Consider the following 12,363-nt stretch of genomic DNA (forward strand, 5'->3'; position numbering starts at 1 on the left):
CACCAGCACCCGTACCAGCCAAACCAGCGGCGACCAGAACCGCCGGTGGCCGGCTCACGATGCGCCGGCCGCCCGGCCCGGATGACGATCGGCGCCGGCTCCAGCTCCGCTGGCACGCTCCGCGCACCAGGGTGATGGCGCTGGTCGCCAGCGCCATCACCCTGGTGGTCGCCGCCGCCATCACGATCACGGCGGTGATGTCCTCCGGCGGAGCCAGGACCGATGTCCGGGGGCGGGCCGATGTCGCACGGAAAGTCGCGGCGAACGCCGACGCGACCCGCGCCGTCGACCCCGCGCTGGCCGCCCGGCTCAGTCTTGCGGCATATCGCATCTCGCCAGTTCCCGCGGCGCGGGCCAGCCTGATCACATCGTTCGCGGGACGGTATGCCACGCCGCTGACCGGTCACACCGGATCCGTCCTCGGCGGAGCGCTCAGCCCCGACGGCAACATCTTCGCGACCGCGAGCGCGGACCGGACCGTCCGGCTCTGGGACATCACCAGGCCGACCCGACCGGCCCTGCTCACGGTCATAACCGGCCACACCGACTGGGTCCTGGCGGTCGCGTTCAGCCCGGACGGCCGCACCCTGGCCACCGGCGGTTTCGACGGCACCGCCAGGCTGTGGAACGTCACCGATCCAAGCCATCCGGCGGCCCAGGCGACCTTGACCGGGCACAACGCGCATGTCCGGGACGTCACGTTCAGCCCGGACGGGCGGCTGCTCGCGACCGCCGGGGACGACAACACCGCCCGTCTGTGGGACGTGACCAACCGGGCCCGGCCACGGCAGCTCCAGGTGCTCGCCCGCCATCAGAGCTGGGTACAGGACGTCACGTTCAGCCCCGACGGGCGGCTGCTGGCGACCGCGAGCGCCGACAACACCGCCCGCCTGTGGGACGTCAGCAACCCCGCCCAGGCGGTCCCGCTGGCCTCCCTCAACGGCCACACCAACTTCGTGTGGTCGGTCGCCTTCAGCCCGGACGGGAACACCCTGGCGACCGGGAGCTACGACGGCACGGCCCGGCTATGGGACGTGCGCAATCCGCGGGCCCCGACGAACCGAACAACGATCAAAGCGGATCCCACCTGGGTCTACGACACCGCGTTCAGCCGCGACGGCCACACACTGGTCACCTCCGGCTGGGACACCACCGCGCGCCTGTGGGACGTCTCCGATTTTGATCATCCGCTGCCGCTAGGGACGATCAGCGGTCAGACCGACTGGGTCCAGGGAGTCGTCCTCAGCCCCGACGGCCACACGTTGATCACATTCAGCGACGACCGGACCGCGCGTATCGCGAACATCGACCCGGCCGCGCTCGTCGCCCAAGCCTGCGCCGACAGCGGCAACCGCCTGAGCGCCGCCGAGTGGCGTGAGCACATCCCTGACCTGCCCTACTCCGGAATGTGCTAGGGAACTACCTCTGGTAACCAGGTTTCTCGATATCAATCACCAATGGTTATCGGTAACCGGTACCGGTTACCGATAACCACGCAGCAGCAACCTGGCAGCCCGCAGTCGCGGATCAGCGACCCTGCTCCTGAGCGCGGCGCCCGCCGTACGGGCCGCGTGTATCAGCGCCGGCTCGTCAACAGGCGGCCTGTGGGGCCTTGCGACGCGCGCGAGCGGCCACGACCGCGAGCTCCTGGCACCCAGCGCCGCCCGCAGCTGTTGTGCCGCGCCGCGCTCGGCTTCCAGCGCGCGTTCGGCCTGAGCCAGCGCATCGAGCAGGCTGAGCTCGCGCGCCGCGTGCTCGGCCAGGGTCGCGTCGAAACGCGCCCACTCCCGCTGCCGGCGCCGGGCCGCCTCAGTCATCTCGTCCTGCATGCGGATCACGTAAAGATAAAGATCCAGACGGTTACGTTCCATCCGGGTCAACAGGCTGTTGCGGACCCAGGGAATCAGCAGCTCCTCCACCCGGGCTGCCCAGGACGCCCGCCGGTCCACCACGACGCCCAGGCCGAAGATCGGTGAAACCAGGTGAAAACGCAGTTCAGGCCGATCCGCGATGAAATCCTCCACCGCGGTGCGGACGCCGTTGCGGGGACCCCCTTCGGTCAACGCCCAGGCGAACGCGCCTTCGCCGCGGAAACCGCCACGTACGGCCTCCGCGCTGTCCAGCCGTACGCCGTGATCCCACGAGTAGGGCTGCCGGTCACGCCGCGGGATCCGGCTGGGCACGTAGTACTGGTCACGACGGCCCGCGGGCCAGCCTACGTCATGCAGGATGACCAGCGGAAAATGGCTGCCGCCGTGGGCGCGGACCGCCTCGTCGACAGTGCGCAGCTCGGCGGACACCGTGGGGAAGTTGTGGTCACCGTCGATCAGATAGGCATCGGCCAACGGAAGTCCGTCAAGGGCCTGCGGGCTGTAGCCGCGTACCGTCACGACCTCGACGGTCTCACCCGAGTCGGGGAGGCCACGAGGATCGGGATCGACGATCAGGAGCCGGCCACCACCGTGACGTCGCAGCATGTCCACGAGCAGGGAGCTGGTGACACCGCTTTCCGAACCGATCTCAACGACGCTGCGTGCCCGCACAGCCTCCACAAGCGGCAACCACACCTCACGGAGCTCGGCGAGGGAATGCAGCAGCAACGGTTGGAGCGTCCGCTCGGTGACAGCTTCAACGGTGCCGTCCGAGGCATCGCCGGCACCGGGTTCGCCCGCGCGGGGAACGGGCTGATCCCCACGTGGCCCGCCGAACCACGGCGACGCGTCGGTGACCGGGCCAGCACCCGATCCGGCCGCGCCCGCGCTGTCTTCGCCCGCGCTGCCTTCGTCAGCAATGCCTGCACCCGCGCCGCCGTCGTCCGCGGTGCCTTCGTCAGCGCCTTTGTCCACAGTGACCTCGTCCACAATGACCTCGCCCACTCGTCCGCTCGTCCGTTCGTCCACGGCGACCGGTCTTACCCCACATCAGTATCTTCAGCCTGATACGGAATCAGGATGGGAGCGGTCAGAAACGGCCGTCGAGTTCACGCAGCAGCCGGCGCGCGGCCCGGCGCGGCAACGGCGTCGCCTCGGCCGAACGGGGGGCGAGCGTCAACGGGCCGGAACCGATCGCCAGCCAGCCGAAGGCCATCTCGACATCGATGGCGTATGTTGCCGCGAGATGCGCCTGTGACACCGGATCGATGACGTAGATGAGCTGCGGGTCGTCGCTGTTGACCTCGATCAGATTCGGCTGCAGTACCCGCGCCCCCACCAGATGCAGCCGCTCTTCCCCGACCACCGAGGTCATCGTCACCAGGTGGGGCTCGGCCAGGTTGTTGAGGTGGAAGGACAGCCGCAGCCAGTCCAGCCGCATCAGACCACGCCGGCCGGCCGGGTCGATGCGCACCCGGCGGACACCGACCCCGTCGACCCGCAGGCGCACCCACGACAGCCCGTCCCGAGCGGACCGGGTGAGCGCGGACTCCTTCGGGCCGTTGACGAAGTCGCTGCCGGTGTCGACATAGACCTCGACGGGCCCCGCGGCAGCCTCCGGGGAGACCTCCGCCGCGTCGATCCCGGCATTCGCAGCCAGCCCACTGACAACGGCAAGGGGCCGGTTCGCCACGGCCGCGACCCCGGCCGGCCAGTAGAGCTCCTGCATCGGGATCTTTTCAAGATCAGCGGCTGTGAGATACGGCATCCGGCGCAGCAGGTCAGCGGGCAACAGCCCCTCGGACACATCCGAACCGAAGTTGTCATCGTGCGCCCAGACGCCGAACGCGAGCGCCTCCTGAGAGGTAGGCCGGGTCACGAACCGCGCGAGCGTGCGCAGCGCCGCCGACCGCGCCCCGTCCTGGAGAAGGGACGGCATCAGCGTCTCCGACCGGCGGTAGCGCAACCACTCCCGCTGGTAGGCGAGTACCCCGTCCTGGACGGCAACCCGCTGCGCGACCTGCGTGCGGGTGGTGTGGTCGGGGCCGAGCAGCGGGTTGTGGTCCTCGTCAAAACCGATCAATGAGCCGGTATCGGGCATGCAGAGCTGCTCGAGCACCTCAGGACTGCGCATCACCTGGCTGAACAGGGCGTCGGGTTCGCCGCCGGAGGCGACATAGCCCTCCAGGCGCAGCCCGGCAAGACGGTGCGCCTGCGAGCCCGAACTCGTCGCCAGGTAGAGGCCCACGACCTCCACCTCGCGGCCGCAGGCATGCAGCAGTCGTTGCAGCAGCGCCTGGATGGTGCCGCCCCAGCCGAGATCGACGACGACCACCGTGCCCGCCGTGCCGAGATGGGAGTCCAGGTAGCGCAGGAAGCGCTCCCGCAGCCGGCTGGCGGTGAGCACGATCTCGCCACGCACCCGCTCGTCACCGCACAGGATCTCCAGCGTTTCGGAGAGCAGGCCCGGGACGTCAAGGCGCCGGCTGGCCAGCGCGGACAGTCCCGCCACTTCCTCCAGGCCCACTCCGAGCTGGCGCAGCAGCTGGCCGACGCTCGGCGGGTGCCGGCGCGCCAGGAACCCCCGCAGCTCCTCGGGGGTGCCCTCGTAGACGTTGGCCAGCGCGCACACGTGGCGCGAGGCCCACAGCGTGGACGCCTCGATGCCGACGTCACCGGCCGGCTCTTCGAGCACCCGGGCGAGGAACGCCCCTTCGCGCATCAGGCAGTGGACGCGGTCGACCCCGTACTCCCGCGCCCGCTGGGCGGCCCACTCACCGAAACCGGTGAACACCGGGCCGAAGACGGTCGCACCGGTCTCCCAGTGCCGGCGCAGGCCCGGGGGAACCGCGGCGGCGTCGGCACGGTGCAGCGTGCGGGCGCGAAGCGCGGTCATACCGTAGTCGCCGGCCACCGGGTCGATCGCGGTGTCGGAGGTTGGTCCGCCGCGCAGCCCTTCCAGGGTGAGCGTCGCCGCCAGCTCGCCCGAGTACTTGGGGTAGTGCACCGCGATGATGCCGTGCTCCCGCGCGCCCTCGACGTCCGCCACCGGGTTGTCACCGAGGTGGATGACCCGGGAGGGCGCCACGCCCGCGGCGGCCAGCACATGGGTGAACAAGCCGTCGCTCTTGCCCACACCAGCGTCGCTGGAGGTGAGGATCCGGGTGAATCTGATCCCGGCGAGTTCTGGCCGGCGGAGCAGCCGGCGGAGCTGCTCCGGGGAGAAATAGGTGTCCGAGACCAGGTACACGGGCCGGCCGAGCTTGGTGATGACGAGCTCGGCGAGCTCGGCGACGGCGAGGTCGGCCCGGCAGACGTCACGCTCGAGGTCGACCTCCATGGTGATCATGTCGTCAACGTCGCCGCTGCCGGGGATGGCGGGCATGAGCACCGACCAGATTTCGTCGAGACGTGCCTCCAGCGTGCCCCGCGCCGCCTGCGCGTGTTGGCGGGCACGGGTCTCCGCGTGCACCCGGAGCTGAGCGAACTGTCCCGCGCTCACGGCCGGCGGCAGCAGGCCGGCCGTGACAAGACGGCGCCCGAGCAGCAGGAAGGCATGGGTGGGTTCGGGAACCAGCCGGAACAGCAACGTGTCGAACACGTCCAGGGTGAGGACCTCGGCCCCACCGGACTCCAGCTGGGACCAGACCTCACGAATCCGGACGTCGGTGAACACGGGCGTCCTCCACCGGCAGCCACCACGGCCGCCTCCGACGGGCCGGCTGGTGCCCGGGTGCTTCTCGGACGGCGGCCGGCCAGAGCTGAATGAACGGGCCGATACTATGGATCGGCTCTGGGGCTGTGGCCACCGGAGTGCCCTACCCGCGAGTACCTCGCTTCGAGATATCTTGCGTATGCCCTGCCGGGTTATACCCCGCGCGGCCGGTACGGCAGGTCGTTTTCAGCGAATCAGTACCGATTTTGCCACATCTTGGCGCGGCTCACGGAAGGTTGTCGGTGTCGAACCTGGTTGACGAGTGGTCCGCACCCGCGACCCAGCGGGACGGCCGGCGCCCCGGCACCCGGGGGCGCGACGGGCAGGAGTCGCGGATGCTCGCGCGCCGCAGCCGGGCCCAGACCCGGGTCCGCTGGGAACTGCTGCGCAACCTGATCCGCAAGGACCTCAAGGTCAAATACAAGGGGTCGACACTCGGTTTTGCCTGGTCACTGGCGAACCCGCTGCTGCTGCTGGCCGTCTACACCCTTGTCTTCCAGGTCATCATGAGCGCCGGAGTACCCCGGTTCGGGGTGTACCTGATGTCCGGCCTGCTGATCTGGAACGCCTTCTCGGCGAGCGTGTCATCGGCATCCGGCAGCGTGGTCTTCAACGCGAACCTCGTGAAGAAGGTCCGGTTTCCGCTGCCGGTGCTGCCGCTTTCCGCCGTCGGGTTTGCCCTCGTCCACTTCGTTCTCCAGCTGATCGTGCTTTTCGTGGTGGTCGCGGCGCTGGGCTACAGCTTTGTCGGCCTCCAGCTGTTCCTGCTCCTGCCCGCGTTCGCCATAGCAATGATCTTCACTGTCGGCCTGTCCATGCTCGTGTCGGGCCTCAACGTCCGCTACCGCGATACCGAGCATCTCCTGGAGGTGGCGCTGCTCGCGTGGTTCTGGCTCAACCCGATCGTGTATCCGGTCGGGCTGATCCACAAGCTGCTGCGCGAGTGGACGTGGATCTACTTCCTCAATCCGATGGCGACGGTGGTCGCGACCTTCCAGCGAGCGATCTACAAAGGGCCGTCCGTGAACCCCGCCACCGGGCAGGGCATCCTCGCCGACCCCGGGTACCTCTTCTACCTTGAGCACCTTGCCATCGCGGGCGTGATATCGCTGGGCCTGCTCTGGTTGGGCATACACGTGTTCCGCAGGATGCAGGCCGACTTCGCGGAAGACCTCTAGAGACGGGCGACAGACGTGTCAGCGCAGCAGTCACCGGCTGAACCGGCCGTCATCGAGGCGTCGGGGAACATCGCCGTGACCCCCGCACCGCCGGATACGCCATCGGTCGGCGACGCGGGGGTGAGTACCCCAGTCGTGATCCAGGCGACCGGCGTGGGGAAGAAATTCGTCTCCTACCACCGGCGGGCGACCAGCCTGAAAGAGCTGTTCGTGCGCCGCGGGCGCACCCATGGAGACGACTTCTGGGCGCTGCGCGACATCGACGTGGAGATCGGGCGCGGCCAGACCGTGGGGCTGGCCGGGGCGAACGGCTCCGGCAAGTCCACATTGTTGAAGGTGCTGGCCGGAATCCTGCGCCCAACCCAGGGCGATGTCTCTGTCACTGGAAGGATCGCCTCCCTGCTGGAGCTCGGGGCTGGCTTCAACGGCGAGCTCACCGGCCGGGACAACGTCTACCTGAACGCGTCCCTGCTGGGCCTGTCCCGCCGCGAGATCGACCGGATGTTCGACTCGATCGTCGACTTCGCCGAGCTCCCCCACAAGATCGATGATGAGGTCAAGCACTACTCGTCCGGCCAGTACGTCCGGCTTGGGTTCGCGGTGGCCGTCCACGTGGACCCGGACGTCCTGCTCGTCGACGAGGTGCTCGCGGTCGGGGACGAGGCGTTCCAGAAGAAGTGCCTGGCGAAGATCGACGCTTTCCGGGCCGAGGGCCGCACAATCTTGTTCGTCACCCACTCGCTGGATCTGATCGAGAGCATGTGCGACCGCATCCTGGTCCTGGAATCCGGATCAATGATCTTTGACGGCGCACCGGCCGTGGGCACCCGGCTACTGCGGCAGCGGCTCGGCAGCCTGTCCTCGGACGGCCCGGTGCCGCACGAGTTCGCCGTTGCGCGGCCCGTCTCGGTGACCTTCAGCCGCGACCCGGGCGGGCCGCCCCAGGTCCAGTTCAACCCCGGCGACAGGCTTACCGTCAGCATCGCCCTCGACGTCACCGAGCACGCGCCGGAACGCCTCTACCTGCACACCTATGCTCTCGGCCCGCATGAACTGCCGGTCTGGCTGATGGAGACGCCGCCAGGTGGTGTGCCCTGCGCCGCCGGCACCCTGACCGTGGACTTCACCGTGCCAGCGCTGCCTGAGCTGCTCGGCGCGTTCGCGATCAGCGTGCACGTCTCCGACGCCGCGACCGGGGCCGAGCTCACCAGACGGAGGTTCGAGGACCTGTTCGGGATCAACGGATCGCAGGCCGGTGGCCTGCTCAAAATCGACTACGAGACGGGAGCCCGCCCATGAGCGCCCCGGGGACCGCGGCCGCTGGCGCTGGCGACGCGCCCCGGGCACGATCGCGTCGCCTCCAGCCCGTCAGCGCCCAGGACAGCGGCACCCAGAACGGCGGCACCCAGGACGGCGGCGCCGGGCCGCTGGCGACCGTTGTGATCGTCAACTGGAACGGCGCGCATCTGCTGCCCGCGTGCCTGGACGGGACAGCCAAGCAGGTGACCGACTTCGCCTTCGAGACCTGGGTGGTCGACAACGCCTCGCGGGACTCCTCCAGGACCCTGCTGGCCGAGCGCTACCCATCGGTCCGGCTCGTCCCGTCCGAGGTGAACCTCGGCTTCGCCGGTGGCAACAACCTCGCGCTCCGGATGATCACAACCCCCTACGCCGTCCTGCTCAACAACGACGCCGTCCCCGAACCCGACTGGTTGGCCAACCTGCTGGCCCCGTTCACGGCCGCCGGCGGTGAACAGCTCGGCGCGGTCACCGGCAAGGTGGTGTTCCTCCCCCGCTTCCTCCGGCTGCGGCTGTCGACCGCGACCTTCACGCCGGGTCCGCACGACTCCCGCGCGCTCGGTGTCCGGATCTCGTCGGTGACGGTCAACGGCCGGGAGGTCCTGCGCGAGGTCCTGTGGGAGAAGCTGACCTTCGGCGCGGAAGGCGGCGCGGCCGCGCCGTTCTTCTGGACCCGCGGCGACGGTGAGCTTTGTGTCCCGGTGCCCGAGGGCGGCCCGGTCACCCTCGGTTTCACCTGGTCCAGCGAGGCCCCCAAGCCGGTCACACTGAGCTGGGACGGCGGCAGCGCCACCCTGGCCACCGACACCGAACCGTCCACCGTGGAACTGGCCGTCCCCAGTGACGTGACCCGCGTCGATGTGATCAACAACGTCGGCGGGATCGTGCTGCGGGACGGCTACGGTGCCGACCGCGGCTACCAGCAGATCGACAGCGGACAGTTCGCCGAGGCCGAGGAGGTGTTCACCGCCTGCGGTAACGGCATGGCCATCCGCACGGAGCTCGGGCGGGAACTCGGCTGGTTCGATGACGACTTCTTCCTCTACTACGAGGACACCGATCTGTCCTGGCGCATCCGCGCCCACGGGCACACCATTCGCTATGTCCCGGCCGCGGTCGTACGGCACGTGCACTCCGCGTCAAGCGTGGAGTGGTCGCCGCTGTTCGTCTTCCACACCGACCGTAACCGGTTGCTGATGCTCACCAAGAACGCAAACGCCCGGATCGCCGTGGGCGCGGTCGGCCGCTACCCGCTCACAACCGCCTCGATGGCCATCCGAGCGGTCCGCCAGGCATGGGCCGCCCGTAGCCGGCCCGCGCTGCGGCCGACCATCCTGCGGCTGACAGTGATGGCGTCCTACCTGCGGCTGCTACCGGTGATGCTGGGCCGGCGGCGCGCGATCACGCGCACCGCGGCGGTAGGCCACCGCGAGCTGGAGACCTGGCTGGCATCGCGATGACCACACCAGTGCCCACGCAGCGCAACCAGCGCAACCAGGAAGAACGGAGCCCGACCACCGGCCACAGCGGCCGGCCCGGACCAGCCAGCGGGCTGCGGGCCGCCGTCTACAACAGGTTCTGGCACTCGATGGGCGGCGGGGAACGCCACAACGGGATGATCGCTCAGGTGCTCGCCGCCGAGGGTGCCCAGGTGGACATCCTCGGCCATGCTGAGGTCGACCTGACAGCTATCGCCGAGCATCTTGGGCTCGACCTGTCCGGCTGCCGCTACCGCCTGCTGCCCGACCGGGGCGACGAGGCCATAGCCGAGCTCAGCGCCGACTACGACCTGTTCGTCAACGGCTCGTACATGAGCCGGCTGATCCCGCGCTCGCGGCATGCGGCACACCTGTGCTTCTTCCCGACACCGGCCGATCACGATGCGCCCGGATGGCGCAAGGCCGCCATCCGGGTATGTGGCCCGCTGCTGCGCGGCGTCCGTCCAGCCGTTGGATACGGTACCGGCTGGTACCCTCCGGAAGGAGGGCGGCGCAGACAGTGGATCTGGACGAACGGCGCGGGGGTCCTCGCGGTTTCGGCCGGCGGCGAACGGGAGCTGCGCGCTGACATCGGCCGGCCCGGGGCGACCGGCATGGTACGGCTGCGCGTTCAGGACGCCCACGGTGAGCTCCTCGCCTCCGTGGAGATCGACGAGTCGTTCAAGCCGGTCGCGGTGCCGTTGCCCGCGTCATCCGCCGGCAGCGAGCTGACGCTGGTCAGCGACACGTTCACACCGGGTTCCGCCACCGCGGGCATCCCCGCGCCGGGCACCACGCCAGGCATCCCCGCTTCCCGGGACCTGCGCCAGCTCGGCGTGGCGGTCAGCCGGCCGCGCGTGACCGACCAACGCGACGGTGCCCGGGCCCTGCTCGCGTCGCGTTTCCCCTGGCTGCTGGCCAATCCGCGCGATCTGGGCTACCTCGACTCATACGACGTCGTGATGGCGAATTCGGTCTACACCCGGAGCTGGATCCGCCGGCTGTGGCATCGTGACGCGGCCATCCTCTACCCGCCGATCCAGGTGGAGCGTCTCGTCCCGGCTGAGATCCGGGAACGCGCGGTACTGACGGTGGGGCGCCTGTTCGCGCCCGGTCTCGGGCACGCCAAACGCCAGCTGGAAATGGTCGAGTGGTTCGGCGGGCTGTACCGTTCGGGCGCACTGCCGGGCTGGCGGATGCACGTCGTCGGCGGCTGCGAGGAATCCCAGCTGCCCTACCTGGACAAAATTCGTGAAAGCGCCCGTGGCCTGCCGGTCGAGATCCATCCGAATGCGCCGCGCCATGAGGTCGAGCGCCTGCTGTCCACTTGTTCGATCTTCTGGTCCGCGACCGGGTACGGCGAGGACCCCGACCGCAGGCCATGGACGGCGGAGCATTTCGGGATGACCACGGTCGAGGCGATGGCGGGAGGCTGTGTACCAGTGGTGATCGACCGGGCCGGCCAGCGCGAGATCGTCCGGCATGGGCTCGACGGCCTACGCTGGACCTCCCCCGAACAGCTCGCCTCGTTCACCCGGCGCCTCGCCACCGAGGACGGCATGCGGGCTCGCCTGGCCGCGAGCGCCGTGGCCCGCGCCCAGGAGTTCTCGGACGCGGCGTTCACCGACCGCTGGCGCGAGATCGCCGCTCGGCACCAGCTCTACGCCCGCCGCGCCAGCCCAGCCAGCCTGTCCCCCGACCCGGAAAGCCGAGACCGAAAGGATCGCGGCTGATGCGGGTCATCCTGGACGGCACGCCGTTACTCGGCACCCCCACCGGGATCGGCCGCTACACGGCCCACCTGCTCGCCGAACTGCCCGGCCTGCCCGGTCTGGACGTGGCAGCGACAGCGTTCACCTGGCGCGGGCTGGAGAATTTCGCTTCCGCCCTGCCACCAGGTGTACGCCCGGCCGCGCGCCGGGTTCCGGCCCGGATCGTGCGCGAGGCGTGGGCACACGGGGAACTGCCGAAACTGGAGTGGATGACCGGCGCGGCCGACGTGGTACACGCCACGAACTTCGTGCTGCCGCCACCGCGGCGGGCCCGTGGCGTGCTGACCATCCACGATCTGGCGTATCTGAAGCTGACCGGCACGGTCTCCACGGCCTCCGCGCGTTATCGCGAGCTGGTTCCGCGTAGCCTGCGCCGCGCCGCCGCCGTCATCACCCCCAGCCAGGCGATCGCGACCGAGGCCATCGACACCTACCGGCTGGATCCGGAGCTGGTGACCGTGACACCGCTCGGCGTGGACGCCTCCTGGTTCAGCGCGTCGCCGCCGGCTGACCGCTGGCTTACGGCCCATGGCCTGCCCACCACGTACCTGCTTTTCGTCGGTACACGCGAACCGCGCAAGAACCTCCCCACCCTGCTGGAGGCGCTCCGCGGCCTGCACGCCGAAATCAGTGACGCCCCACCGCTGGTCCTGGTCGGGCCCGCCGGCTGGGGACCAGATCTTGATCTTTCTCGAGTGCCGGCCGGGACGGTCGTCAACGCCGGCTATCTCCGGACCGACGAGCTTCGCCGGCTGGTCGCCGGGGCCAGCGCGCTGTGCTTCCCCTCGTTCTACGAGGGGTTCGGCCTGCCGCCGTTGGAGGCGCTGGCGGCCGGGACCCCGGTGGTCGCGGCTGACATCCCGGCGGTCCGGGAGGTCGTCGGACCGATGTCCGGCAACACCGTGCGGCTGGCTCCACCGATGGATGCCGACGCGTTCACCGACGCCCTGATCGGCGTCCTCAAGGACGACATGGACCCAGAGCCGGGACGGGCGCACGCCCGGACCTTCACCTGGCGACGCACGGCCGAACGTACCGCCGCCGTCTACC

The 12,363-nt window shown here is 69.6% G+C and carries 8 protein-coding genes; 6 read left to right on the top strand and 2 right to left on the bottom strand.

The genetic code is table 11. From position 1 onward, the window contains the following. Nucleotides 1-1,415, top strand: a 1,415-nt coding sequence (locus MJ785_RS07365) for a WD40 repeat domain-containing protein (RefSeq protein WP_239380240.1), incomplete at its 5' end; no start/stop codon positions are given. Between the two features lie 66 nt (nucleotides 1,416-1,481). Here MJ785_RS07365 and MJ785_RS07370 read toward each other — a convergent pair. Further along, a complete protein-coding gene (locus MJ785_RS07370) occupies nucleotides 1,482-2,876 on the bottom strand; it encodes a class I SAM-dependent methyltransferase (protein ID WP_239380241.1) in 1,395 nt (464 codons plus the stop codon). Between the two features lie 85 nt (nucleotides 2,877-2,961). After that, nucleotides 2,962-5,547 (bottom strand): haloacid dehalogenase, encoded by a 2,586-nt coding sequence (locus MJ785_RS07375; protein WP_239375186.1) that lies wholly within the window; start codon nucleotides 5,545-5,547, stop codon nucleotides 2,962-2,964. 281 nt (nucleotides 5,548-5,828) lie between these two features. On the opposite strand from MJ785_RS07375, the gene MJ785_RS07380 reads away from it, so the two are divergent. From MJ785_RS07380 to MJ785_RS07400, 5 genes are all read left to right on the top strand, one after another. Next, nucleotides 5,829-6,764, top strand: a complete 936-nt coding sequence (locus tag MJ785_RS07380; protein ID WP_370651638.1) for an ABC transporter permease — start codon at nucleotides 5,829-5,831, stop codon at nucleotides 6,762-6,764. Between the two features lie 75 nt (nucleotides 6,765-6,839). Further along, nucleotides 6,840-8,063, top strand: coding sequence for an ABC transporter ATP-binding protein (locus MJ785_RS07385; protein ID WP_239311061.1), 1,224 nt, complete (start codon nucleotides 6,840-6,842; stop codon nucleotides 8,061-8,063). Continuing rightward, nucleotides 8,060-9,523: a glycosyltransferase family 2 protein gene (locus MJ785_RS07390; protein ID WP_239345914.1), complete on the top strand. Its 1,464-nt coding sequence runs from the start codon at nucleotides 8,060-8,062 to the stop codon at nucleotides 9,521-9,523. The genes MJ785_RS07385 and MJ785_RS07390 overlap by 4 nt, the downstream gene beginning before the upstream one ends. Continuing rightward, entirely contained in the window at nucleotides 9,520-11,274 is a 1,755-nt protein-coding gene (locus MJ785_RS07395; RefSeq protein ID WP_370652891.1) for a glycosyltransferase, read from the top strand. The genes MJ785_RS07390 and MJ785_RS07395 overlap by 4 nt, the downstream gene beginning before the upstream one ends. Next, the coding region (locus MJ785_RS07400; RefSeq protein ID WP_239380242.1) for a glycosyltransferase family 1 protein at nucleotides 11,274-12,363 on the top strand (1,090 nt) is incomplete at its 3' end. The genes MJ785_RS07395 and MJ785_RS07400, both read left to right, overlap by 1 nt.

Source organism: Protofrankia sp. CiT1, from assembly GCF_917627335.1.
Taxonomy (GTDB): Bacteria; Actinomycetota; Actinomycetes; order Frankiales; family Frankiaceae; genus Protofrankia.

What these genes read in the sequence shown, in the direction of transcription:
- MJ785_RS07395 (WP_370652891.1), top strand. Translation starts at nt 9,520, where the DNA reads ATGACCACACCAGTGCCCACGCAGCGCAACCAGCGCAACCAGGAAGAA.
- MJ785_RS07390 (WP_239345914.1), top strand. Translation starts at nt 8,060, where the DNA reads ATGAGCGCCCCGGGGACCGCGGCCGCTGGCGCTGGCGACGCGCCCCGG.